Genomic DNA, 23,838 nt, shown 5'->3' on the forward strand with positions numbered 1-23,838 from the left:
AATTAATTCATAAGTTTTATAATCCATGTGATCCAGTAAGCACCTGGTATAAATAACAGTTGAGCTAGTAATGTACCAAAAAGTCTAGAAATCATTAGCCAAGCATACATTTTACTCATTGCTTCAGCACCTTCTTCTGATTGAAGAGCTCGTTCTGTTAAAAGAGCAATACGTGGATCTAGTAGCACTGTTAATAAAATAGTAGCAAAACCATTAATAAGACCAGAAGCTGTAGTGGCTTTTGTTGCGAAAGCTGGAATTAAAAAAGAAGCATATAGTGCGGAAAGGACCCCCGCTGTATAAATTGCAGTAGCGAACATGTTAATAAGCATTATACGCTTTGGAATACCACCGATACGCAGTCTATGAATCATTTCTAACTTTGGAAAGCGGACATATTTTTTTGTGTACTTTAATTTTTGAATGTTATTCGTTTTCATCATTCGAATGAAAGAACCGTCTGTTTCAAAGTTTTGAATGACATATCCAAATAGTTTTGTCAAAGTTGGATACAGTATAATCGCAAGAAATGTACCGATAGAAGCAGATAATAGTACAAGACGTATAATATACTCTAAATCAATAGAAGCATCTCCTTTTGCTTCGTCGACAATCCCGCCAAGTAAAAAAGCTTGTAGTAAGTTTGAAGTTCTTGCAATGAGTAATACGATTCCTACGACGGATAATGCAACAGCAATTTTCTTTAAACGAACCCCCGCTAATCGAATACTATAAGAGCTTGTTTCAACTGCATGGATCACAATTGTGAAAACCATTATAAAAATTAGAGTAATTGACATTTGTTTCACCAGTTTCTATTAAAATAATTGTAACTTTTTTACTTTATCATATCTATCGTATTTTGTAACTGAAAGTATGTGACATAGGAAAAGTGATTTTTCAGAAAAGTGAATAATGATAGTATAATAGAGAGAGAAGTAGGAAAAAGATGTTATCGGTTACTTATAAAGTAAAATGAGTGGGGAATGAAACATGTATAAAACCTTTCTATTTGATTTAGATGGTACAAGAATAAAAAAAGAAGAGATTATTGTTCATATTTTAGAAACAAATGAACTTAATAAAGAAGGAATTGTTATGATTGGTGATAGAAAGCACGATATAATAGGTGCGAATCAGAATGGAATTGCTTCAATTGGTGTTTTATATGGCTATGGCTGTGAGAAAGAACTGACTGAAGTTAGTGCGACTTACATAGTGAAAGATGTTGAAGAACTGTATCATTTTTGTGTAGAAAAAAGTTTAATAAATTAGTAAATATAGATGCTAGCAATCCCTTTATAACGTATGATGAGGAATTCGTTTCTGTTTAAAGGGATTTTTCATATGTAATCGAATATTTATAATTAGACATTTTTAGCATGAAAAAATTGTATGAATAAGAGGAGGGATGTCAGAATTAAAAGATTAGTAGAAGTTTATCATAAAAATTTAGAATATTCTGTTTAATGGAGGGGTAAAATTGGAGTTAGTTATTATATTATTAGCACTAAGTTTACTTATGTTCGTAGCATACAGAGGCTTTTCTGTTATTTTATTCGCACCGATATTTGCATTATTTGCAGTATTTTTGACAGAACCTAGTTATGTATTACCTTTCTTTTCTAATATCTTTATGGAGAAAATGGTTGGTTTTATAAAGTTATATTTTCCTGTGTTTTTATTAGGAGCAATATTTGGAAAAGTAGTGGAAATGTCAGGAATTGCAGATTCTATCGCAAAAACGATTATTGAGTTAGTTGGTGAAAAACGTACTATATTAGCGATTGTATTAATGGGGGCTATTTTAACGTATAGTGGTGTTAGTGTGTATGTAGTAGTGTTTGCTGTTTATCCGTTCGCAGCTAAGTTGTTTCGACAAGCTAATATTCCAAAACGTTTAATCCCTGGAACGATTGTTCTTGGAGCAGTAACGTTTACAATGGATGCACTACCTGGATCACCACAAATTCAAAATGTAATACCTACAACATTTTTTAAAACGGATATTTATGCTGCACCGATACTTGGGATTGTAGGAGCAATTTTTGTTCTTACATTAGGTTTACTATATTTAGAGAGTAGACGTAAGAAGGCAAAAGCAGCAGGTGAAGGATATTTTGGTTTTAATGATGGAAATACTGAAATGGCAGCATCTTTGCAATTAGAACAAAAAAATATGCCATTAATTAATAACATTGAAATCACAAGAGCACAACAACTTATTGCATTTATACCACTTATTTTAGTAGGTGTAATGAATAAAGTGTTTACTATTATGATCCCGAAGTGGTATCCAAGCGGTTTTGATTTTTCTGCAATTGGTATGAAAGCATTTGGAAAAGTAGAATTAAGTGCAGTAGTAGGAATTTGGTCTGTAGAATTGGCACTTATTATAGGGATCTTAACAACGTTATTATTATATTGGAAGCGAGTAGTAACAGATTTCCAAGCTGGATTGAATACAAGTATTGGTGGAGCGCTACTTGCAACGATGAATACAGGAGCTGAGTTTGGATTCGGTGGTGTCATTGCAGCACTTCCAGGCTTCGCAATTATGAGAGATGGTATCTCTGCTACTTTCACAAATCCGTTAGTGAATGGTGCAGTAACGACGAATATTTTAGCTGGAATTACAGGCTCTGCATCAGGAGGTATGGGAATAGTATTAAGTGCAATGGGAGATAAATTTATTGCAGCGGCCAATCAATTTGATATTCCATTAGAAGTTATGCACCGTATCGTATCAATGGCATCAGGAGGAATGGATACACTACCGCATAACGGGGCTATTATTACTATTCTTACAGTAACAGGATTAACACATAAACAGTCATATAAAGATATATTTGCTATTACTATTTTGAAAACGGTTGCTGTATTTTTAGTTATCGCGTTCTATACTTTAACAGGACTCTATTAAAAATTCGAATCGTAAAGATTCATCAAATCGATAATTTATATCATAAAATATTAATTAGGATAAGAAGGGGTGGAGTACTTGCAAGAAGTTTCTGAGTTTCGTATGCCAAAGTCGGTATTATATGGAAGGAATTCGCTTGAAAAACTGGGGGAACAATCAAAAAAGTTAGGGAAAAGAGCTTTTATAGTTACTGATACAATTATGGAGAAATTAGGATATGTTGAAAAGTGTATACAACAACTAAATAAGAAAGGTATTACTGTTAGTACATATAATAAAGTGGATGCTGAGCCTACAAATGTACACGTGTTAGAAGCGTTATTTCTTTGTAAAGAGGAAAAGTGTGATTTTATTATCGGTATTGGTGGTGGAAGTTGTATTGATGCTGCGAAAGCAGTAGCGGTTTTATATACAAATGGTGGAGAAGTTGAGGATTATGTCCAAAAGGATATTAAAATAGAAAACAATCCACTACCACTTATTGCAATTCCAACAACTTCTGGTACTGGATCGGAAGTTACAAGTGTAGCAGTAATTACGAATAAAAAAACAGATGTAAAAATGATGATGAAGCATCCTAGTTTTATACCGAAAGTAGCAATTATAGATCCAGTTTTGACAAGTTCGTTACCACCACAAATTACGGCAGCAACAGGAATAGATGCGTTATGTCATGCGATTGAAGCTTATATTTCTAAATTTTCACAACCACTTACAGATGTACTTGCTCTTTCAGCTATTGAAAGTATTATGAAATATTTACGTATAGCATATGAAGATGGACGTAATATGGAGGCAAGAGAAGCGATGATGATTGCTTCCTTACAAGCTGGAATTGCATTTTCTAATGCATCAGTTACATTAGTTCATGGAATGTCAAGGCCTGTGGGAGCATTATTTCATGTACCGCATGGAATATCAAATGCTATACTATTACCTACAGTGTTAGAGTTTACAAAAACAAGTGCAGTGAAAAGGTTAGCAAAAATTGGACGTAACTTAAATAAGGATTTGTATTCGAATTCTGATGAGGAAGTAGCAGACTACACGCTTGGGGAAATAAAAAAACTTTGCTTTGATCTTCGTATTCCAAATTTAAAAGAATACGGAATCGATGAAATTGAATTTGAAAATGCTATTTCTAAAATGGCATCAGATGCAATTGAAAGTGGTAGCCCAGCTAATAACCCACGTGTTCCATCATATGATGAAATCAAAGAGCTGTATCGAGAGTGTTTTAATTATAAGTATAAAGAATTTATAAAAACATCAGATTGTTAATTTCAGAATATTCTATAAAAATTTCCTTGGAAATGAAAGTAGAATTATTCTTTATTATTTCCATATTTCCGTTAAAACAAGACTTTATATTCCAAACTTAAAGTCTTGTTTTATTGTATATAATATACATAATAAAACATTGTTATTAGTTTTATAAAAATAGTTTAGGTAGGTGTTTGTATGAAAACAATAGGTCTTATAGGTGGTATGAGTTGGGAATCAACTTCTGAATATTATCGAATTATTAATGAAGAAATAAAAGAGAGATTAGGAGGGCTACATTCAGCAAAATGTTTGATTAATAGTGTGGACTTTGAAGAGATTGAAAGATTCCAGTCTAGAGGAGATTGGAATGGAGCAGGTGAAGTTTTAGCGAATGCGGCGTATTCATTACAGAAGGGAGGAGCAGACTTTATAATCATTTGTACAAATACAATGCATAAGGTAGTTGGAAAAATAAAGGAGAAAATTGATATTCCAGTCTTACATATTGCCGATGCAACTGCAAAAGAAATTAAAAGAAAAGACATTCAAAAGGTTGGTCTGCTTGGAACTAAATATACAATGGAGCAAGATTTCTATAAGTCACGTATTGAAGAGCATGATATAAAAGTAATAGTACCATCAGGAACAAATAGAGAAAAAGTAAACGAAGTAATATATACAGAATTATGTTTAGGAAAAATAGTATCTCAATCTAGAGAATATTATAAAAGAGTCATTGAAGAGTTAGTGCAAAAAGGGGCACAGGGAATCATATTAGGCTGTACAGAAATAGGATTATTAATAAAGCAAGAAAACGTATCTGTCCCGATATTTGATACGACTCATATACTTGCAATTGAAGCAGTTAAGGTAGCGTTAGATAAATAGATTATAATTATATTATGTAAACTTAATTCGTATATCTGGAAAACATTCAGAAAATATTTTATAATGTAAGTGGTTACATATAAGGGGGAATGCGTATGTTTTCAGTTCAACCAATCGCATTTGTACATAATGAAAGAAAGGAAATAAAAGATGATGAGTGGGGAGAAGTAAGATCCCGTATAATTTTAACTGAAATGTATGCAGAAGAAAGTATACAAGGTATTGAAGATTTTTCTCATATTGAAGTTGTTTTTTATTTTCATAAGGTAACTGACGAGCAAATTCAGTATTTTGCTAGACATCCTAGAAATAATAGGGATTATCCTGAAGTAGGTATTTTTGCACAGCGCGGGAAAAATCGTCCGAATCGTATAGGTGTAACAATTGTAAAGGTGATCCAAAGAGAAGGTAAATCAATTATTGTTGAGGGGTTAGATGCTATTGATGGCACTCCTATATTGGATATAAAACCAATAATGAAAGAGTTTATGCCGAAAGAAGAAATACACCAGCCTAAATGGGCAACGGATATAATGAGACAGTATTGGAAGGGGAATGGAGTAAAATGAGAATATATGAGGCAACAATTGCAGATTTAGATGGAATAGCATCAGTTTTTAATAACTATCGCATGTTTTATAGGCAGGATTCTGATTTAGAAGGGGCAAAAGTATTTTTACGAAACCGAATTGAGAGAAAAGAGTCCGTTATTTTCGTAGCAGTTGAAGACGGCGAATATATTGGGTTCACACAACTATATCCATCATTTTCTTCCATTTCAATGAAAGAATTATGGATTTTAAATGATTTATTTGTACAAGCGACGAAGCGTGGAGCCGGAACAGGTAAAAAATTATTAGAAGCTGCTAAAGAATACGCATTAGAAAATGGAGCAAAAGGTGTAAAATTACAAACAGAGATTGATAATTTATCAGCACAACGATTATACGCTGAAAATGGTTATTTGAGAGATAATCGTTATTTCCATTACGAATTAACGTTTTAAAAAATTAAGTTGAAAGAGACATTTTCAAGAAAAAGAATTTCTTTGTAATGAGAAATTCTTTTTTATTTTTGCCGAAATTAAAAAGTATGACAATAATGAAAAAAACGATATTTATTTATTGTTAAACAATAAATGATGTGGTAAAATTATGTTGTCATTAAATAAGTGAGGTATTATAAATGAATCTTAAACGAAGTTCAACAACGTTCTTAAAAGTAATTATTTTTCTTGCTGGAATTGCAGTGCTTGCCTTATGCATATTTTTAGTGCCGGAAATGGCGAATTTCGCAGCAAATTTGTATCCTAATATTGCCCCGATGAAATATCTTGTTTTCATTGTGATGTATGGAGCAGCTGTGCCTTTTTACGTTGCTCTTTATCAGGCTTTCAATCTTTTACAGTACATTGATGAGAACACAGCGTTCTCGGAATTATCAGTAAAGGCGTTAAAGAATATAAAGCGCTGTGCAATTACAATCAGTGGTTTGTATGTATTAAGTTCGCCACTTTTTCATTTTATAGCGAAGAAAATGGACCCTCCTATTGGATTAGTGGGACTTATTATCATTTTTGCTTCGCTCGTTATCGCCGTTTTTGCTGCTATCCTCCAACGCCTTCTACAAGAGGCAATTAACATAAAATCAGAAAATGATTTGACAGTCTGAGGTGGCAGATATGACAATTATTATTAATATTGACGTCATGTTAGCAAAACGAAAGATGAGTGTAACGGAGCTTTCGGAGAAGGTTGGAATTACGATGGCGAATCTTTCTATTTTGAAAAATGGGAAAGCAAAAGCGGTTCGTTTTTCAACATTAGAAGCGATATGTAAAGCTTTGGAGTGTCAGCCAGGGGATATTCTGGAGTATAAAAACGATGAGAATACTCAATAAAAACAAATAACAAATGTAAATAATAGAAGTCAATAAAGAAGGGATAGCCACTAAGCTATTCCTTCTTTACGTTAATTGCTGTTAGTAATAAAAAATACAATCTGAATTGCAATGTTTGCGTATCAAAAGGTAACTTGCTACCTTTTGAGGTGATCCGTTTTGTGGAAGACAATTATTTTCCAAAAAGGATATTTTAACTATGTTTTAAATTATTTCGAGTGAATCAAAATCTTCATTTGTATTATAGTTGATTTAAAACCCAGTTTGTTGCATCTTCAAAGTTATCTGCAATGTAGTTTGGTTCAATATGTGCCCATTTGTCTCGGTACGTATGCAAAGCATCATACCCAGCGCCTGTTCGGACTAGAATCGTAGTCGCATTTACTTTTGCTCCTGCAACAATATCAGTCCAGCGATCACCAACTACAGCACATTGTGTTAAATCAAGCCTGTGTTTTTTTGCTGCTTTAAGCAGCATGCCTATACTTGGTTTACGGCATTCACAACCATCACCGTGTTTATGAGGACATACATAAATATCATCAAAACCGAAGTCTTCTAATTCTTGTACAAAATCGGCTACAGTTGCTATTCCATCTGCAATCCCAGGTTGATTTGTGAAAGAGAAAATTTTTATATTTTTAGCTTTTAGTTTTTGCAAGGATGTTTTTGTGAATGGAAATAATGTAAAAGATCCTGGATAATGTATTGTAGTGTCACCACCAATTGTACCGTCACGATCAATGAAAATTGCTTTAATGTTTGTCATAGTTATAGTCCCTTCAATTTATAAGTAGTTTAAAAATGTTTTACAAATCGGTAGCCATTTACTTCATATCCTAATTTTTTGTAAAAAGGATGAGCTTCTACTCTTTTTGTTCCACTAACTAGCCATGTGCCAATGCAATTGTGTTTCTTTGCTAATTGTTCTGCATAATCCATCAACACTTGTCCAATGCCTTTACGTCGTATGTTAGAATCAACGCTAATAATTGAAATCTCTCCATAACGTGTTACATCTTCTAAATTTTCACGTATACGAAATCCAAGTAATCCAAATATAGCTTCTTCTTCCTCGTAAACATATAGAAAATCAAACGGACTCATTTGTACGAATTGTAATCGATTGTTCATATCTTCATAGGAAATAGAGGAACCTTTTAATTCTTTCGTTAAAGAACAAAGTGCGTCTATATCATCTATCGTTGCTTCACGAATTTGAAAAGACATATTATCCACTCCAATAAAATGTAATCAAACATTTAGTATTCTGTTAAAAAATGTTTTTTCCTGCTATAAAAATAAATATTTTATAATGATATATAGATAGTTATATGTTATTCTTTTCCTTGATTGTATTGGAAATGGAAAGAGGGGAAATGCATGTTAGAAGTAAATATCCGCTCAGCTGGATATGAAATAGGCGAAAAAACAATTCGTGATATAGCTTTTTCTATCGAAAAAGGTGAACTAGTTGCTCTTATTGGAGCAAATGGTGCTGGGAAGAGTACGACGATAAAAACGATGCTCGGATTACTTGTAAATATGGACGGTGAAATATCATTCGGTGAAAAGAAAAATCCGTATGCATACGTACCAGAACATCCAACATACTATGATTACTTGACGCTCTGGGAACATATTGAATTATTAATGGCAGCTCGTGGAAGTGAAATGGGAAGCTGGGAAGAAAGAGCGGGACAATTATTACATACTTTTCGAATGGATAAGCATAAACATGAATATTTATCAAAGTTTTCAAAAGGTATGAAACAAAAATCGATGCTAATATTGGCGTTTTTAACTGAGCCAGATTTTTATATAATTGACGAACCCTTTATCGGTTTAGATCCAGTAGCTACGAAAGAGTTTTTAAGTTATTTATATAAAGAAAAAGAGCGCGGAGCAGGAATTTTACTTTGTACGCACGTATTGGATACTGCTGAAAAAATTTGTGAAAGATTTTTACTCATTTCACAAGGTACATTAGTCGCAGATGGACATTTAGAATCTATTCAAATGTTAGCGGAAATGCCGGATAGCTCATTACTAGACTGCTTTGATATAATTGTAAGGCGTGAACAACATGATTAAACAACAATTTTATAAAAGATTATGTCATGAGCTCCAGCGGAAGTCTATATGTTCGGTAACAGATTGGACAGTCGCGTTATATATTATTATTCCAACACTTATATTTATGGGAATCTATTATAGGTCACTATGGATAAATGAATTATCAATGGAAGAGACGATTTATTTCGGATTAGGATTACTCGCATTTTATCTAGTAACATATCCGAGAGGAGTTCGTTCATTTTTTGAGCAAGCGGATAGTTTATTTTTAATTTCGTATGCAACACATATGCGAAAATTAGTCCAGTATGGCATGATGTACACATTTGTTCGAATAGCGATAACGAATGTAATAGTAGTCGTTATTATGTTACCAGTGTTGATGAAAAGTATCGGAGTAACAGAGATACAAGTCGTATTATTTTGGGTATTCTTTACTATATTTCGATTTATGTTGTCGTTGTTAACAAGATTTATTCATGTACAGGTGGGGAAACGATGGGTTTTATGGATTGTAAAAAATGTAGTATTTTCTATGAGCTTGTCCTTTTTTGGAATTAGTTTATTTTTTATTTATAAAAATCTATATTATTCAATTCTATTTATCGGTCTAGTAATTTTCTTAAGTAGTGTATTAGTAAAAGAGAAAATGAATTATAAAAAGTTCTTTTTTAAAGAAATCGAGAAAGAAAAAGAGGAAAGCATGCGCTGGACGAGCGGAATTATGCAAGTTGGTGGTCATGCGGCTAAACCGAGTAGCTCGAATAAAAAACCGTGGATGTTTCCGCGTTCTAAAAGACTATTAGGAAAAAAGCAGATTCTCGTATTGTCGAATCTTTTTTGAAAGAATTTTTCCGTACAAGTACTGCACGAATATTTTATATTCAAATTGTATGTATGAGTACTGCAAGTATAATCATGACTCCAAGGTGGATTGCAGCTATTGTTCTTGTATTTGCTGTAGTTGCAATTTCTCGCTATGCGCGTGATTATTGGAATGAATTTACGAAAAAAATGTTTCTTCATTTATATTGTGAAGAAGGAAAATTACTTTTGCTAAGGTGGAAGGCAGATCGTTATTTACTACTACCAGCAATACTCTTGTATGGAATAGTTATACTTGCCCAGTTTTATTTATTGCCAGCTGTGATTGGTGGCTTTGTTTTTATTTTCTTAATTGTATGGATTGTATTTTTACCATTAAAAAAGAGCCATTGACGGCTCTTTTTCTAGTCTGTAACACATTGATAAATAAAATATACTAAAACGAGTATGCTTGCGGCGGAATACATGACATCTAAAGTCATTTAAGTGCCTCCTCAATATTGTGGTATTAATATTGTATGAAATCTTACAATTTCATATTCAAGTGAAAAATATGTGAACGTTAACAAAATTGTAAAGTGCAAAAATTATAATCATTTTGTATAATAGAAGAAACCACCGTTATATAAAAAATAATGAGTGAAAGGGGAGGGAACATAAATGCCAAATTGGTTTAGAAAAACCTTAGTCGCATTAATTACCGTATTTACATTTGGTTTAGTGACGCCTCCTTCCATATTGCTTGATAATGCCAAAGCTGCGGACAAGCCTACGAGCACAGCTGGGCAACAAAGTTTGGAGAGCACGTCCTATACATATGAAGAAACGAATGACAGGTTAACCACCGATACTTTTATTACTTATGCAATGCAAGAAGCAGAGAAGCAGTCGATGCAAAAGTTTGGTACTAAAATTGGTCCAGTAATTGAAGATGAATTTAAAGATGTAATATTACCGAAAATTGAAGAGGCAATTGCTGAGCTTGCTAGTGATGTACCAGAAGACTCACTACAATCATTAGCGATTTCTCAAAAACCAGCTGGTGGAAATAATGAAAAGATTTTTCACGTCTATGATACGAAATCAGGAAATGATTTATTGCGTTTCCATGTAAGAAGAGATCATCCGCCGCAAGATGGTTATTATTTTAATTTCCATTATCACCGTTTTGATGATGGATACTCTGGACATCATGAGTTAGGAAATATTTATTGGAATACGAATGTACCGCCGAAATGGTTGTCTTAAAAAGAACAAGAGAAAATCTTGTTCTTTTTTATGTTTATAGAAGGGACAGACAACTATGTTGTTGAATAACATAGGTTTAGAAAAAAGAAGTAAAAGGAGTATGGAGATGCAAAAATACATTGTTTTTGACTTTGATGGCACATTAGTAGATTCGCAAAATATATTTGTACCAATTTATAATCAAATTGCTGAAAAGCACGGATATAAAACGGTAAAGGAAGAAGAAATTGAACATTTACGTAAATTAACGATGCCAGAGAGATGTAAACAACTCGATGTACCACTGTATAAATTACCGATATTAGCGTTGGAGTTTTATAAATTATATCAGCCTGCTATAAAAGATCTTGTTTTATTTCATGGGATGAAGGATGTATTAGATGAACTATATAAAAAAGGATACGGTATTGCGGTTATATCATCTAACTCAGAAGAGCATATTCGGGCATTTTTACACAAGAATGATATAGAAAATATACAAGAAGTGTATTGTTCTAAAAATCTGTTTGGTAAAGATAAAATGATAAAAAGATTTTTAAAATCGAAAAAAATAACAGAGAAAGATATGTTATACGTTGGTGATGAACAGCGAGATGTAGCAGCGTGTAAAAAGGCTGGAGTGAACGTAATTTGGGTATCTTGGGGATATGATGTCATTGAAACAGTGAAAAAAGATGCACCAGATTACATGGTTCATAAGCCGATGGAAATTGTGGAAGTAGTACAAGGAGCGTATTCTTAATATGAATACACTGCGAGCAGGCATTCATCATATTGAATTTTGGGTAGCAAATTTAGAGGAGTCCATTTCTTTTTATAATAAGTTGTTTTTCATAATTGGATGGAGAAAGTTAAATGAAGTAGCATATAGCACGGGAGAAAGTGAAATATACTTTAAAGAAGTAGATGAGGAAATCGTAAGGACGTTAGGGCCTAGACATATTTGTTATCAAGCTATTCATAGAGAAGTAGTTGATGAAGTAGCAGATTTTCTTTCTAGTACGAAAGTGAAGGTAATACGTGGTCCAATTGAAATGAATCATTATTCAGAAGGGTACTATACGATTGATTTTTACGATCCGAATGGGTTTATTGTAGAAGTAGCCTATACACCAAATGCAGAAATGTAAGGGGAATAGATATGAAGATAATTACAGCGCAGCAAAACAATATACAAATTGTAAAAGATGCAGCGAATATTGAAGAAATTTCTAAAGGTTTCTCTCCAGATAAGAAATATGTAATTACGAATGCAAATAATGAAAAATATTTATTTCGGACAGGCGATATAAAAGAGTATGAAAGAAAGAAAATAGAGTTTCAAATTTTAAATGAAATGGTAAAACGTAACGTACAGGCACAAAGGCCAATTGAAATAGGTATATTGGAAGAAGAAGGTGTATGCTATAGTATTTTTTCATATTTAGAAGGGGAAGATGCGAAGAGACTATTGTCTACGTATTCACCAAAAGAACAATATGATATTGGCATAGAGGCAGGAAAAGATTTAGTGAAAATGCATACACTTGAAGCTCCTAAGAATATACTTCCGTGGTATGAAAGAGCAATGAAAAAACATAGGAAATATTTAGAGGCGTATAAAACATGCGGAATTAAAATTGAAAATGATGATAAAATTATTAAGTTTATAGATGAAAATGAAATGTATGTAAAGGATCGCCCAAATCGATTTCAACACGATGATTTTCATTTAGAAAATATAATTGTACGGGATGGGAAATATGTAGGTGTAGTTGATTTCAATGGTTATGACTGGGGCGACCCACTGCATGATTTCGTAAAAATTGCATTATTTGCAAGAGACATTAGTATTCCATATTCAATCGGACAAATAGAAGGATACTTTAATGAGAGAATACCAGAGGAGTTCTGGAAATTATATGCGGTGTACGTTGGCATGACAGTTTTCTCATCAGTTGTCTGGACATTACGAGCAGCACCGCATATGTTGGATGATACGTTAGAGCGTCTTCATATTGTATTGGAAGATCATAAAAACTTTGAATTATCGAAGCCGATTTGGTTTCAACCAGATAAGATTGATATGAAATAGAAAAGGTAGGTGTGATTCGCACCTACCTTTATTTTTTACCATCAAAATACTTATTTAATTTTCTTAAATGTAAGCGGCTGAGTACTTAACATAGCAGGTACATGTAACTGAAGGGATGGGAATTCACCTCTTACATTCATTTCATAAGCGAATAATAAACTCATTTTCATTTGGAATAAGTCAATTTTTGCAGAGAAGATGTCGTAGTGATGATGGTGCAATTGAACCTCCATCTCCATAAATTGTACAAATAACGAATCATCTTGTTTGTATACTTGTAATGTTCCGTATGCAGGATGTTCAAAAGTACCAGTATAATCCTCTAACTTGTGAGAAGGTGTAGTCCCTTTAATTTGTTCAGGAAGCGATTCAGTTGCTTCTTTCATCATTTCCTTCATTTTCTCAGTATCTTCTACAGCACGTTTATGCCAATCAATGGATTCTAATTCAAGTAGTTCGTCATAAATTTGATTAGCGAGATAAGTAGGAAGTAATGTTCCTCCAGCATTCGTTAAAATGACAAGGCCTATGTTTTCTGTTGGTATGAATGAAACAAGTGCTGAAAACCCATCAATATTACCGCCATGATGAATTACCTTATTACCACGGTAAGCGCTAATAAACCAACCAAGACCGTAACTATTTAATGGAGATTCAGGAAGTGATAAAACCGGTTGGTCGGGAATTGAATTGTGTGGTGTATACATTTGTTGTAATAATTCAGAGGAGATTAATTCATGATCTCCAAATTTTCCTTCATTTAAGTGGAGAAGTACCCAATTTGCCATATCTTCAATTGTGGAATTAATACACCCAGCAGCGCCAACTGTATCGATGTTACGGAATGGAACTGCTTTTATTTCACCGTCATTTTCAATGTAAGGTAAAGCGTAATCATCTGTAGTTTGTGAATCGTTAACAGAGAAGTTTGTATGTCTCATATTTAAAGGTTCTAAAATATGTTCTGTAGTGTATTGCTCCCACGTTTGATTTGTAATGTTTTCAACAATGTAGCTAATTGTTGCATACATTAAGTTGTTATATAGAAACGCTGTTCGGAACGGCGCATCAAGTGGTAAATGTTTTATTTTTTCAACGAGATTTTTTCGAGATAAGGAAGAGCTATACCAAAGAGCCTCATGACGGCTTACACCGGTTCGATGAGAAGCTAAATCTCGTCCGGTAACTTGTGAGCTAGCAAGTACTTCAGATAAAGAGAAGTTAGGTATATAAGACTGGACAGGACTATCCCAATTAAATTTTTGTTGTTGTGCTAACAAACTTAATGAAAGTGTGCCAAAAGCTTTCGTTGAAGAACCGATTGCGAATCGAGTATGCGGTGTAACAGCCTCTTTTGTTTCTATATTACGATAGCCGAAACCTTCTGAAATAATAACTTCACCGTCTTTTATTACAGCGACAGCAGCACCAGGAACATTTAAATCCTTCATCATTTTTTCAACCGTTGTTTGTAAAGAAGTCATAACAGGCGTTCCAATTTTAGACATACTTCTAACCTCCAAATATAAATTTTGTTCTACCGCACTATACTTTCGGTAATAGAAAATGAAAACCTTTTTAAATTTGGAAAGTTAATAATTTTGTAAGAATTAGTGCAAGAAATTTTATTAATTAGGATTATTAACTTTACCATTTTTCATGTTATGATAAATTGCATATACGATTGAAAGAAGGTTTTCCTACATATGAAACATGCTGAAAATGAATACTTAAATTTATGCCGCCATGTAATGGAACATGGTACGAAGAAAGAAGATCGTACAGGGACAGGAACTGTATCTGTATTTGGATATCAAATGCGTTTTGATTTGAGTAAAGGATTTCCTTTATTAACGACAAAAAGAGTACCATTTCGCCTTGTAGCAAGTGAACTGCTTTGGTTTATGAAAGGTGATACAAATATTCGCTATTTATTGCAGCATAATAATAATATTTGGAATGAATGGGCATTTAAGAGCTGGGTGGAAAGTGACGAGTATACTGGGCCTGATATGACCGATTTCGGTCTTCGCTCACAACAAGATGAAGAATTTAAAGTACAGTACGATGAGCAAATGGAATTGTTTAAAAAGAACGTTTTAGAAGATGATGATTTCTCAAATAAATATGGTTATTTAGGAGACGTATACGGTAAACAGTGGCGTGCTTGGAAAACGACAGCCGGTGAGACACTTGATCAATTAAAAGATGTAATTGAAATGATTAAAATAACACCAGACTCACGTCGTTTAATCGTTTCTGCTTGGAATCCTGAAGACGTACCGAGTATGGCATTACCGCCTTGTCATACATTATTCCAGTTTTATGTAGCGGACGGAAAACTTTCTTGTCAGCTATATCAAAGAAGTGGTGACATATTCCTTGGAATTCCATTTAACATCGCAAGTTATTCACTACTAACACATCTAATTGCACATGAATGTGGTCTTGAAGTAGGGGAATTTGTTCATACAATTGGTGATGCACATATTTATACAAATCATTTTGAACAAGTAGAAAAGCAATTGGCACGTGAAGCACGTCCATTCCCGAAACTTACATTAAATCCAGATGTGAAATCTGTTTTCGATTTTGAAATGGAAGATTTAACGATTGAAGGATATGATCCACATCCAGCAATTAAAGCACCGGTTGCAGTATAATTGTAGAGGAGATGAAAAAATGATTGTTTCATTTATGGTCGCAATGGACGAAAATAGAGTAATCGGTAAAGATAATAATTTACCTTGGCGTTTACCGAGTGAATTACAATACGTGAAGAAAACAACGATGGGTCACCCGCTTATTATGGGAAGAAAGAACTATGAAGCGATTGGTAGACCGCTGCCTGGAAGACGTAATATTATTGTAACTCGTAATGAAGGATATCACGTTGAAGGATGTGAAGTTGTTCATTCTGTAGAAGAAGTATTCGAACTATGTAAAAATGAAGAAGAGATTTTTATTTTTGGCGGAGCGCAAATTTACGATCTCTTTTTACCTTATGTAGACAAGTTATATATAACAAAAATCCATCATGCATTTGAAGGAGATACATTCTTCCCAGAAATAGATATGACAAATTGGGAAGAGATTTTTGTAGAAAAAGGTTTAACGGATGAAAAAAACCCGTATACGTATTATTACCACGTATATGAGAAACAACAATAAATAAAAAGATTGATGTGAGAATTCGCATCAATCTTTTTATTTATATTCACCAATATAAGTTTATAGATGAGATTCGATAGTGCTATAATGATAGGTAGCATGTAAAAAATGCTAAAATTTGCAAAAGTACTAATATAGAAAGAGGAGGAGAATGGATTGAGAAAGATATGGGGGATTCTTTTTCTTTGCTTAGCATTCATGTTAGTTGGATGCGGTAAAGAAGAAAAACCACAAGAAGCGTTTGATACATATGTAAAAGCATGGAATAAACAAAAATTTGCAGATATGTATGATCAACTATCAAAAAATGCAAAAAAAGATATTTCAAAGAAAGAGTTTACTGAGAAATATGAAAAAATTTATTCTGGTATCGAAGTGAACGACTTAAAGGTAGAAACAGGGGAAGTAAAAGAAGATAAAAAAGATGAAGGCCCTGTTCCTTTTAAAGTAAGCATGGATACAGTTGGTGGTAAAATTACTTTTGGCCATGAAGCAAAAATGGTGAAAGAAAAAGATGGAGATAAAGAATCTTGGAAAATAGATTGGACTCCTGATTTTATTTTCCCTGGCATGACGAAAGATAGTAAAGTGCGTATGCAGACGACACAGCCAAAACGTGGTGAAATATACGATCGTAATGGAAAAGGTCTTGCAACGAATGGGAAAGCTTCTGAAATTGGAATAGTTCCAGAAAAATTAGACGATACTGCTCCGCAAACGAAAGAGACAGTAGCGAAGTTGTTAAATATGACTGTAGAAGAAATTGATCAAAAATTAGCTGCTAAATGGGTAAAACCAGGGTATCTCGTACCAATTGGAATTTTGCCTGAAGGGGCAACGCAAAATACGTATATTGATTTAGCAGGTGTTTCAACAAAACCTGTAAATGTTCGTACATATCCATTAGGGGAAGCGGCAGCTCATCTAACTGGTTATATCGGAAAGGTAAATGCTGAAGATTTAAAAACGCTTCAAAAGAAAGGCTATCAAGCTGATGATCCAGTTGGTAAAGCTGGTTTGGAGCAAGTATTAGAGGAAAAGCTACGCGGTAAAAAAGGTGGCCGTGTCTTTGTAGAAGATGCACAAGGAAAAGAAATTAAAAACTTGGCAAAAACAGATGCTGTTGATGGAGAAAACGTAACTTTAACTATTGATAGTGCTGTTCAAGAAAAAACTTACAATGAAATGAAGGGCGAAGCTGGTTCAAGTGCAGCAATTAATCCGAAAAGTGGAGAAACAATTGCACTAGTAAGTAGTCCAGCATATGATCCGAATTTAATTGCACGAGGAACATCGAAAGCGCAACGCGAAGCTTGGAATAATGATCCGAAAAAACCGATGACGAATCGCTTTACACAATTATCGGTACCAGGTTCTGTATTTAAACCAATTACAGCTGCAATTGGTCTTGAAACGAAAACGATCGATCCGAAAGAAGAGTTAAAAATTGAAGGGTTAAAATGGACAAAAGATTCTTCTTGGGGTAATTATTATGTAACGCGTGTGAAAGATGCAAATCCGATTGATTTTGATAAGGCGATGAAATACTCGGATAATATTTACTTCGCACAAGAAGCGTTGAAAATCGGAAAAGACAAGTTTATGAGTGAAGCGAAAAAATTCGGATTCGATGAGAAACTACCAATTGAATATGGATTCCCTGCTTCTAAAATTGCAAATGACGGTATTAAAAATGATATTCAAATGGCAGATACAGGATATGGACAAGGACAAGTATTAATGACTCCTCTTCATTTAGCTTTAACGTATGCGCCAATTGTAAATGATGGAACGATTCCATCACCGTATATTATTAAAACAGATAAACAACCAAAAGCTTGGAAAGAAAATGTAATTTCTAAAGGAAATCAGGATATATTAAAAACTGCTATGACGAAAGTAATTAATGATCCGGATGGTACAGGGAAAATTGCTAAGATTGATGGAATGACTCTTGCTGGAAAAACAGGTACAGCGGAATTAAAAGTATCTAAAGAAGCCGAAGGAAAAGAACTAGGCTGGTTCGCTGCATTTGATTTGAATTCGCCAGATATGGTCATTACAATGATGATTGAAGATGTAAAAGGTAGAGGCGGAAGTAACATTCCAGCTGAAAAAGTAAAACATGTTTTTCAAAAATAATATGTAATAAAAGGCTACCTCTATAATTTATAGAGGTAGCCTTTTTGTATGAGAATTCTTAATATCTGTATACTAAATTTTAGAGAAACAAAATAAATCATTAACTTACGAAAAAAAAGTAGCTATTTTTTATTGACATTGATTAAAACTTTTTGTATTATACTTACATAAGGTAAGTTATTAACTTTTAAAAAACAAATCTTGAATTGAAGATAAAGAGAGAAAAGGGAGAGAATACAATGACAAAAGTACTATTTATCACAGCAAATCCAAATTCAGCAGAAGGTTCTTTCGGAATGGCAGTAGGGGAAGCTTTCATCGAGGCTTATAAAAACGAGCATCCACAAGACGAAGTTGTAACAATTGATCTATTCAATACTACTGTACCAGCAATCGATGCAGATGTATTTGCTGCTTGGGGTAAATTTGCAGCAGGTGAAGGCTTTGAAACTTTAACGGAAGCTCAACAACAAAAAGTAGCAGCAATGAACACAAACTTAGAAACATTTATGCATGCAGATCGTTATGTATTCGTAACTCCAATGTGGAACTTTAGCTATCCACCAGTAGTAAAAGCATACTTAGATAACGTAGCAATCGCAGGTAAAACATTCAAATATACTGAAAATGGTCCAGTCGGCTTATTAGAAGGTAAAAAAGCACTTCACATTCAAGCAACAGGTGGCGTATATTCTGAAGGAGCATACGCAGCTGTAGACTTCGGACGCAATCACTTAAAAACTGTATTAGGATTTGTCGGTGTAAATGATACTGATTATATTGCAGTTGAAGGTATGAATGCAAACCCTGAAAAAGCACAAGAAATTAAAGAAGCGGCAATTGCTAATGCTCGTGAATTAGCAAAACGTTTCTAATATAGAATGCTTAAAAAGTCCGAACACTTGATGTTTGGACTTTTTTTCTTCTTTTTCCTTCGTTTGTCTAGTATAATGAAGGTCGGAATGATAATAGGTGGGGGTTCTGTATGATTCAAACGTTTTTTAAAATCTTTTATTTAATTTTAATTGTAATTGCGATTACACCGAGAATGTGGCGTCTTAAAAGACAAGTAAATACGATGGCGCCAAAAGAAAAAGATAATGCTGTGTACAAAACGACAAATTGGTTTGGTAAGAAAATGGTACGTGTAGCTGGAGGGACAGTAGAAGTGAAAGGGCTTGAAAATGTTCCGAAAGACAAGCCGGTACTAGTTGTAAGTAATCACCAAAGTAATATGGATATCCCTGTTTTACTAGGTTACTTAAATAAACCAATTGGATTCGTGTCAAAAGCAGAGATTAAAAAGTTCCCAGTTGTACCAACTTGGATGGAACTTATGAATTGTGTATTTATGGATCGTAGCGATCGTCGTCAATCTCTTAAAGCAATTAAAGATGGAATCGAACTATTAAAGAATGGACATTCTATCGTAATTTTCCCAGAAGGAACGAGAAGTAAAGGTGGCGAAGTTGGAGAGTTTAAGGCTGGTAGTTTCCATCTTGCAGTAAAGTCAGGTGTAGCAATTTTACCTGTAACGTTAGATGGTACATATAAGATGTTTGAAGCGAATGGAAATCGTATGAAGTCAGCTCATGCAACAGTAACAATTTCTAAGCCGATTACACCTGAAGAGTATGCGAATATGGATATTAAAGAATTAACGAAGCATACACAGGAAGTTATCGCATCACAATTACATAAGTAATAAAAAAGGTTTCAGCTTATAGTAAGCTGAAACCTTTTTTATTATGCTGTAGGTAAGACGTAAAAGAGTACACAGAAGAACATCATCGCACTACCACCTAAAACGAACAGGTGCCATATGGCATGGTTGAAAGGTAGCTTTTCCCAAAGGAAGAATATAGCTCCGACAGAATATAAAATTCCACCAGCTAAAAGCAGTGAAAAACCATGTCCAGTTAGATTTTCATAAAGTGGTTTAATGGCAACGATTATGAGCCAGCCCATAATGATGTAACATAAAGTTGATGCCTTTATAAAGCGACGTACAAAGAAGATTTTGAAGACGATACCTCCGATTGCAAGTGTCCAAATTATAGCAAGCAACGTCCATCCTAATGGGCCACGAAGTGTAATAAGTAGAAAAGGAGTATACGTGCCAGCAATCAATAAGTAAATGGCTGAATGATCTAAAATAGTAAATATTTTTTCTACTTTAGGATGATGAATGCTATGTAGCAATGTTGAAAACAAGTACAGTAAGAACATGCTTACACCATAAACAGTAAATGCGACTACAGCTGATGCGGTACCGTGCTTAGAAGCATGAATAATCAATATGATTAAGGCAGGGATGCTTAAAATGGCACCGATACCATGTGTAATTGCATTTGCAATTTCTTCTTTTACAAATTGGGTCATTCGTGTCATTTTTTCAGTCATAATGCAAATCCTTTCTACTATCATAAAATAATATGTCATTTCCCTTACCATATCATACACAAGAGCAATAGAAAATGAAATTTGTATAATTGATTATATTTTTGAATTTTTTTGACAAAAGGCAATGGATTTGTTGACGTTTTCAAACTTTTTTGACAAAATAAAATTATGTAATAGTAGGACAAGGAAACTACTAATAAAGGGGATGGGGAAATGTTTTCAAATATTGGCTTTCCAGGGTTAATTTTAATTTTAGTAGCAGTACTCATTTTATTTGGACCTAAAAAATTGCCGGAAATCGGGAAGGCTTTAGGGGAAACGTTAAAAGAGTTTAAAAAATCAACGAAAGAATTGACAGATGACGCATTTCAAGAAAAGGAAAAGAAAGAAAAACTGTAATGTATTTTCCTTGTAATGGATAAATAAAGTGTGGTGAACGAGATGGAAGATCGGGAAATGAGCGTAGTAGAACATATTGTTGAGCTTCGAAAAAGAGTAATATATACAGTGTTATCCTTTGTACTATTTTTAATTATTGGATTTACTTTTACAAAGGATATTTATTTTTGGCTTGTAAAAGATTTACCAATGAAATTAACTGTTCTCGGTCCAAGTGATGTATTGTGGATTTTTTTCTCGATTGCTACAGTATTTGCTATCGTTTGTACAATTCCTTTTGCTGCTATACAAATTTGGTTATTTGTAAAACCGGGTTTACATCCAAATGAACAAAAGATGACAATAATGTATATACCGGTATTGTCTATATTATTTATCGCAGGTTTATGTTTTGGATACTTTATTGTAATGCCGTTTCTATTTCACTTTTTAACTACAATAGGTAATGAAATGTTTAATACGATGTTTACGACAGAAAAGTATTTTCATTTTGTACTTAATTTAACAGTTCCATTTGCTGTGATTTTTGAATTACCAGTCGTTGTAATGTTTTTAACTAGTATTGGAATACTTACGGCGGAATTTTTAATAAAAATAAGAAGATATGCTTACGTAGCACTGATTATCATTGCATCTTGTATATCACCGCCTGACTTTTTATCTCATAGTTTAGTTGCGGTGCCGCTTATTTGTATTTATGAAGTAAGTATTGCTTTATCAAAGGTTGTTAGTAAGAGGAAAAAGAAAAGAGAAGAAATGCAGTCGAAAAGTGCCTCGTTATAAAGGCACTTTTTTATTTATTGGTTATACTATAGCTATAAACGTATACAATATATAGAAGAAAAAAATTATAGAATCTCCAAAATTTAGACAAACTTTGCGCTTTTATAAGCTTATACTAAATGTATTAAACAATTGATGGATAATGAGATTCCCGTCTCGGAGATATTTAGGATGGGAAGATGGATTAGGTGGAGATGAATAGAGTATAAATCTTCTAGCCATAAGGACTACAGAAATCATATAAGTCTGATTTTACTCCACTTTAAACAACGTGTTACAACGCAAAGTAGAGGAAGTTCAAAAATCCAATGAAAAAGAGGATTGATATTGTGATTACGAAAAGTTTTTATTTCACTCATTCAACAGGGGATTGTATTAAAATATTCGAAATCCCTGTCCTACAGGCGCAGCATCCATTATCGTTTCTAATTCAGTCTCGTCTTCAATTATTTATTGCAAAAATTCAAAAACAAAAACATCCAAGATTTTCATATTCTTTCCGTGAATATTTACAAAATTGTTTGAAGTGGAATGATTATTTAAATGTATATAAAACAAATACTCTTGAAAAAAATGCATGATATAGAGTAGAGACAGGGTTAGGAGCTCTGTCTTTTTCATTTTAGATATAAAAATATAATTAATTTGATGAAATTTCGTTCCAAATTGTTGAAAGCAATGGGAATACTAGTATAATAACAAGGAGAGCGTATTGGAAAGGGAAGAATATAATATGCAAAAAATTAAAATTGTAACAGATTCAACGGCAGATTTATCACAAGAAGTAATCGAGAAGTATGACATTCATGTTCTACCATTATCAATCTCTGTAAATGGACAAACATATTTAGATCGCGTTGATCTACAACCAGATGAATTTATTGAAGAAATGCTTAAATCAGAGGAATTACCAAAAACATCGCAACCAGCAATGGGTACATTTGTAGAAATGTATGACAAGTTAGGTGAAGATGGAAGTGAAGTACTTTCCATTCATATGACAAGTGGAATGAGTGGTACTGTAGCAACAGCAAATAGTGCTGCATCAATGACCGATACAAAAGTAACAGTTGTTGATTCTCAATTTATTACACATGCTTTAGCATATCAAGTAATTGAAGCTGCAAAAATGGCAAATGAAGGGCGCTCACTAGAAGAAATTTTAAAACGTGTAGATGAAGTAAGAAAGAATACTCGTTTATATGTAGTAGTAGATACATTAGAAAACTTAGTGAAGGGTGGACGTATCGGTAAAGGAAAAGCGTTTATCGGTTCGCTGCTTAATATAAAGCCAATTGCTAGTCTTGAAGACGGTGTTTATAATCCTGTAACGAAAGTTCGTAGCCAAGGCCAAATTGTAAAAACATTAGCTAAGTTATTTGAGCAAGATACAGCTGGAAAAGTTGTAAAGGCTGTTGCAATTCCGCATGCGAAAGCAATTCCTTTAGCTGAAAGTATGAAAGTGGCGGTTGAAAAAGTGAGTGGGTTTGCTCAATCAGAAATTTTCTATACAACGCCTATAATTAGTACTCATACAGGTCCGGGTGCAATCGGATTTATGTATTTAGCAGAGTAATAAAAAAGCTACTTGAAAATATATTTCAAGTAGCTTTTTTATGTAAATAGAAAGTAAGAAATAAGAAGAGCTATACAGGCACTACCGCTAATGATATAGCGAGTCTGTAAATATTCATTCATAGAAAACACCCTTTATCCCGCTATTTGCGGACAGTAAAACTC

The 23,838-nt window shown here is 33.5% G+C and carries 26 protein-coding genes and 2 pseudogenes; 23 read left to right on the top strand and 5 right to left on the bottom strand.

Annotated features, from left to right (window positions below; genetic code table 11):
• Positions 1-2: 2 nt before the first annotated feature.
• The gene (locus tag C4S65_RS09425; RefSeq protein ID WP_000028919.1) at positions 3-800 is read right to left on the bottom strand and encodes a lipid II flippase Amj family protein; all 798 of its coding nucleotides are present in this window, start codon (positions 798-800) and stop codon (positions 3-5) included.
• 214 nt (positions 801-1,014) lie between these two features.
• Between C4S65_RS09425 and C4S65_RS09430 the strand changes: the two are divergent.
• From C4S65_RS09430 to C4S65_RS09465, 8 genes and pseudogenes are all read left to right on the top strand, one after another.
• A pseudogene (locus C4S65_RS09430) lies at positions 1,015-1,275 on the top strand (HAD hydrolase-like protein); the annotation flags it as partial.
• A gap of 208 nt (positions 1,276-1,483) precedes the next feature.
• The gene (locus C4S65_RS09435) at positions 1,484-2,923 is read left to right on the top strand and encodes a GntP family permease (protein WP_000424325.1); all 1,440 of its coding nucleotides are present in this window, start codon (positions 1,484-1,486) and stop codon (positions 2,921-2,923) included.
• 78 nt (positions 2,924-3,001) lie between these two features.
• Positions 3,002-4,204, top strand: a complete 1,203-nt coding sequence (locus C4S65_RS09440; RefSeq protein WP_001158666.1) for an iron-containing alcohol dehydrogenase — start codon at positions 3,002-3,004, stop codon at positions 4,202-4,204.
• A 180-nt stretch (positions 4,205-4,384) separates the two neighbouring features.
• Positions 4,385-5,077: an aspartate/glutamate racemase family protein gene (locus C4S65_RS09445; RefSeq protein ID WP_103945210.1), complete on the top strand. Its 693-nt coding sequence runs from the start codon at positions 4,385-4,387 to the stop codon at positions 5,075-5,077.
• A gap of 95 nt (positions 5,078-5,172) precedes the next feature.
• Entirely contained in the window at positions 5,173-5,646 is a 474-nt protein-coding gene (locus C4S65_RS09450) for an SAM-dependent methyltransferase (protein WP_000493249.1), read from the top strand.
• Positions 5,643-6,083 carry a GNAT family N-acetyltransferase gene (locus tag C4S65_RS09455; RefSeq protein WP_001223851.1) on the top strand — a complete coding sequence of 147 codons (441 nt, stop codon included), beginning with the start codon at positions 5,643-5,645 and terminating at the stop codon, positions 6,081-6,083. The genes C4S65_RS09450 and C4S65_RS09455 overlap by 4 nt, the downstream gene beginning before the upstream one ends.
• 179 nt (positions 6,084-6,262) lie before the next feature.
• Entirely contained in the window at positions 6,263-6,748 is a 486-nt protein-coding gene (locus C4S65_RS09460) for a DUF2975 domain-containing protein (protein WP_001050147.1), read from the top strand.
• A 10-nt stretch (positions 6,749-6,758) separates the two neighbouring features.
• A complete protein-coding gene (locus tag C4S65_RS09465) occupies positions 6,759-6,977 on the top strand; it encodes a helix-turn-helix transcriptional regulator (protein WP_000152534.1) in 219 nt (72 codons plus the stop codon).
• Between the two features lie 241 nt (positions 6,978-7,218).
• On the opposite strand, the gene C4S65_RS09470 is transcribed toward C4S65_RS09465, so the two are convergent.
• Entirely contained in the window at positions 7,219-7,746 is a 528-nt protein-coding gene (locus tag C4S65_RS09470) for an HAD-IIIA family hydrolase (RefSeq protein WP_000181779.1), read from the bottom strand.
• Between the two features lie 29 nt (positions 7,747-7,775).
• Positions 7,776-8,207, bottom strand: coding sequence for a GNAT family N-acetyltransferase (locus C4S65_RS09475; RefSeq protein ID WP_000009776.1), 432 nt, complete (start codon positions 8,205-8,207; stop codon positions 7,776-7,778).
• A gap of 153 nt (positions 8,208-8,360) precedes the next feature.
• Here C4S65_RS09475 and C4S65_RS09480 point away from each other — a divergent pair, with 153 nt between their 5' ends.
• The 6 genes and pseudogenes from C4S65_RS09480 to C4S65_RS09505 all read left to right on the top strand — a co-directional run bounded on the left by C4S65_RS09480 (position 8,361) and on the right by C4S65_RS09505 (position 13,200).
• Positions 8,361-9,071, top strand: a complete 711-nt coding sequence (locus tag C4S65_RS09480; protein ID WP_000895248.1) for an ABC transporter ATP-binding protein — start codon at positions 8,361-8,363, stop codon at positions 9,069-9,071.
• A pseudogene (locus tag C4S65_RS09485) lies at positions 9,064-10,271 on the top strand (ABC transporter permease). The gene C4S65_RS09480 and the pseudogene C4S65_RS09485 overlap by 8 nt, the downstream one beginning before the upstream one ends.
• Positions 10,272-10,538: 267 nt before the next feature.
• Entirely contained in the window at positions 10,539-11,126 is a 588-nt protein-coding gene (locus C4S65_RS09490; protein WP_001134421.1) for a YpjP family protein, read from the top strand.
• A 106-nt stretch (positions 11,127-11,232) separates the two neighbouring features.
• Entirely contained in the window at positions 11,233-11,868 is a 636-nt protein-coding gene (locus C4S65_RS09495) for an HAD family hydrolase (protein ID WP_042973285.1), read from the top strand.
• 1 nt (position 11,869) lies between these two features.
• The gene (locus tag C4S65_RS09500) at positions 11,870-12,256 is read left to right on the top strand and encodes a VOC family protein (RefSeq protein ID WP_001094661.1); all 387 of its coding nucleotides are present in this window, start codon (positions 11,870-11,872) and stop codon (positions 12,254-12,256) included.
• An 11-nt stretch (positions 12,257-12,267) separates the two neighbouring features.
• Positions 12,268-13,200, top strand: coding sequence for a phosphotransferase (locus C4S65_RS09505; RefSeq protein WP_000692068.1), 933 nt, complete (start codon positions 12,268-12,270; stop codon positions 13,198-13,200).
• 50 nt (positions 13,201-13,250) lie between these two features.
• On the opposite strand, the gene C4S65_RS09510 is transcribed toward C4S65_RS09505, so the two are convergent.
• Positions 13,251-14,708, bottom strand: a complete 1,458-nt coding sequence (locus C4S65_RS09510) for a serine hydrolase (protein WP_086406091.1) — start codon at positions 14,706-14,708, stop codon at positions 13,251-13,253.
• Positions 14,709-14,906: 198 nt separating this feature from the next.
• Here C4S65_RS09510 and C4S65_RS09515 point away from each other — a divergent pair, with 198 nt between their 5' ends.
• The 5 genes from C4S65_RS09515 (at position 14,907) to C4S65_RS09535 (ending at position 20,218) form a co-directional block, all read left to right on the top strand.
• Positions 14,907-15,863, top strand: a complete 957-nt coding sequence (locus C4S65_RS09515) for a thymidylate synthase (RefSeq protein WP_098838383.1) — start codon at positions 14,907-14,909, stop codon at positions 15,861-15,863.
• 19 nt (positions 15,864-15,882) lie between these two features.
• Positions 15,883-16,371 carry a dihydrofolate reductase gene (locus tag C4S65_RS09520; RefSeq protein ID WP_016081787.1) on the top strand — a complete coding sequence of 163 codons (489 nt, stop codon included), beginning with the start codon at positions 15,883-15,885 and terminating at the stop codon, positions 16,369-16,371.
• Positions 16,372-16,527: 156 nt separating this feature from the next.
• Positions 16,528-18,513: a penicillin-binding protein 3 gene (gene pbpC / locus C4S65_RS09525; RefSeq protein ID WP_098472047.1), complete on the top strand. Its 1,986-nt coding sequence runs from the start codon at positions 16,528-16,530 to the stop codon at positions 18,511-18,513.
• Between the two features lie 239 nt (positions 18,514-18,752).
• Positions 18,753-19,388, top strand: coding sequence for an FMN-dependent NADH-azoreductase (locus tag C4S65_RS09530; RefSeq protein ID WP_000170028.1), 636 nt, complete (start codon positions 18,753-18,755; stop codon positions 19,386-19,388).
• 110 nt (positions 19,389-19,498) lie between these two features.
• Positions 19,499-20,218, top strand: coding sequence for a lysophospholipid acyltransferase family protein (locus C4S65_RS09535; protein WP_000616582.1), 720 nt, complete (start codon positions 19,499-19,501; stop codon positions 20,216-20,218).
• Positions 20,219-20,259: 41 nt separating this feature from the next.
• Here C4S65_RS09535 and C4S65_RS09540 read toward each other — a convergent pair whose 3' ends face one another.
• Positions 20,260-20,916: a hemolysin III family protein gene (locus C4S65_RS09540; RefSeq protein ID WP_000136889.1), complete on the bottom strand. Its 657-nt coding sequence runs from the start codon at positions 20,914-20,916 to the stop codon at positions 20,260-20,262.
• Positions 20,917-21,129: 213 nt separating this feature from the next.
• Between C4S65_RS09540 and C4S65_RS09545 the strand changes: the two genes are divergently transcribed.
• From C4S65_RS09545 to C4S65_RS09560, 4 genes are all read left to right on the top strand, one after another.
• Entirely contained in the window at positions 21,130-21,315 is a 186-nt protein-coding gene (locus C4S65_RS09545; protein ID WP_000492442.1) for a twin-arginine translocase TatA/TatE family subunit, read from the top strand.
• A 42-nt stretch (positions 21,316-21,357) separates the two neighbouring features.
• The gene (tatC, locus tag C4S65_RS09550) at positions 21,358-22,098 is read left to right on the top strand and encodes a twin-arginine translocase subunit TatC (protein WP_000390119.1); all 741 of its coding nucleotides are present in this window, start codon (positions 21,358-21,360) and stop codon (positions 22,096-22,098) included.
• 329 nt (positions 22,099-22,427) lie between these two features.
• The gene (locus tag C4S65_RS09555; protein ID WP_000629012.1) at positions 22,428-22,679 is read left to right on the top strand and encodes a DUF2535 family protein; all 252 of its coding nucleotides are present in this window, start codon (positions 22,428-22,430) and stop codon (positions 22,677-22,679) included.
• 152 nt (positions 22,680-22,831) lie between these two features.
• A complete protein-coding gene (locus C4S65_RS09560) occupies positions 22,832-23,674 on the top strand; it encodes a DegV family protein (protein WP_042973291.1) in 843 nt (280 codons plus the stop codon).
• The last annotated feature ends 164 nt before the right edge of the window (positions 23,675-23,838 follow it).

It is taken from the genome of Bacillus sp. ok061, assembly GCF_900108285.1.
Taxonomy (GTDB): Bacteria; Bacillota; Bacilli; order Bacillales; family Bacillaceae_G; genus Bacillus_A; species Bacillus_A thuringiensis_S.

What these genes read in the sequence shown, in the direction of transcription:
- C4S65_RS09490 (WP_001134421.1), top strand. Translation starts at nt 10,539, where the DNA reads ATGCCAAATTGGTTTAGAAAAACCTTAGTCGCATTAATTACCGTATTT.
- C4S65_RS09450 (WP_000493249.1), top strand. Translation starts at nt 5,173, where the DNA reads ATGTTTTCAGTTCAACCAATCGCATTTGTACATAATGAAAGAAAGGAA.
- C4S65_RS09505 (WP_000692068.1), top strand. Translation starts at nt 12,268, where the DNA reads ATGAAGATAATTACAGCGCAGCAAAACAATATACAAATTGTAAAAGAT.
- C4S65_RS09445 (WP_103945210.1), top strand. Translation starts at nt 4,385, where the DNA reads ATGAAAACAATAGGTCTTATAGGTGGTATGAGTTGGGAATCAACTTCT.
- C4S65_RS09455 (WP_001223851.1), top strand. Translation starts at nt 5,643, where the DNA reads ATGAGAATATATGAGGCAACAATTGCAGATTTAGATGGAATAGCATCA.
- C4S65_RS09515 (WP_098838383.1), top strand. Translation starts at nt 14,907, where the DNA reads ATGAAACATGCTGAAAATGAATACTTAAATTTATGCCGCCATGTAATG.
- C4S65_RS09480 (WP_000895248.1), top strand. Translation starts at nt 8,361, where the DNA reads ATGTTAGAAGTAAATATCCGCTCAGCTGGATATGAAATAGGCGAAAAA.
- C4S65_RS09530 (WP_000170028.1), top strand. Translation starts at nt 18,753, where the DNA reads ATGACAAAAGTACTATTTATCACAGCAAATCCAAATTCAGCAGAAGGT.
- C4S65_RS09520 (WP_016081787.1), top strand. Translation starts at nt 15,883, where the DNA reads ATGATTGTTTCATTTATGGTCGCAATGGACGAAAATAGAGTAATCGGT.
- C4S65_RS09470 (WP_000181779.1), bottom strand. Translation starts at nt 7,746, where the DNA reads ATGACAAACATTAAAGCAATTTTCATTGATCGTGACGGTACAATTGGT.
- C4S65_RS09465 (WP_000152534.1), top strand. Translation starts at nt 6,759, where the DNA reads ATGACAATTATTATTAATATTGACGTCATGTTAGCAAAACGAAAGATG.
- C4S65_RS09475 (WP_000009776.1), bottom strand. Translation starts at nt 8,207, where the DNA reads ATGTCTTTTCAAATTCGTGAAGCAACGATAGATGATATAGACGCACTT.
- tatC (WP_000390119.1), top strand. Translation starts at nt 21,358, where the DNA reads ATGGAAGATCGGGAAATGAGCGTAGTAGAACATATTGTTGAGCTTCGA.
- C4S65_RS09560 (WP_042973291.1), top strand. Translation starts at nt 22,832, where the DNA reads ATGCAAAAAATTAAAATTGTAACAGATTCAACGGCAGATTTATCACAA.
- C4S65_RS09535 (WP_000616582.1), top strand. Translation starts at nt 19,499, where the DNA reads ATGATTCAAACGTTTTTTAAAATCTTTTATTTAATTTTAATTGTAATT.
- C4S65_RS09460 (WP_001050147.1), top strand. Translation starts at nt 6,263, where the DNA reads ATGAATCTTAAACGAAGTTCAACAACGTTCTTAAAAGTAATTATTTTT.
- C4S65_RS09545 (WP_000492442.1), top strand. Translation starts at nt 21,130, where the DNA reads ATGTTTTCAAATATTGGCTTTCCAGGGTTAATTTTAATTTTAGTAGCA.
- C4S65_RS09510 (WP_086406091.1), bottom strand. Translation starts at nt 14,708, where the DNA reads ATGTCTAAAATTGGAACGCCTGTTATGACTTCTTTACAAACAACGGTT.
- C4S65_RS09495 (WP_042973285.1), top strand. Translation starts at nt 11,233, where the DNA reads ATGCAAAAATACATTGTTTTTGACTTTGATGGCACATTAGTAGATTCG.
- C4S65_RS09425 (WP_000028919.1), bottom strand. Translation starts at nt 800, where the DNA reads ATGTCAATTACTCTAATTTTTATAATGGTTTTCACAATTGTGATCCAT.
- C4S65_RS09540 (WP_000136889.1), bottom strand. Translation starts at nt 20,916, where the DNA reads ATGACTGAAAAAATGACACGAATGACCCAATTTGTAAAAGAAGAAATT.
- C4S65_RS09500 (WP_001094661.1), top strand. Translation starts at nt 11,870, where the DNA reads ATGAATACACTGCGAGCAGGCATTCATCATATTGAATTTTGGGTAGCA.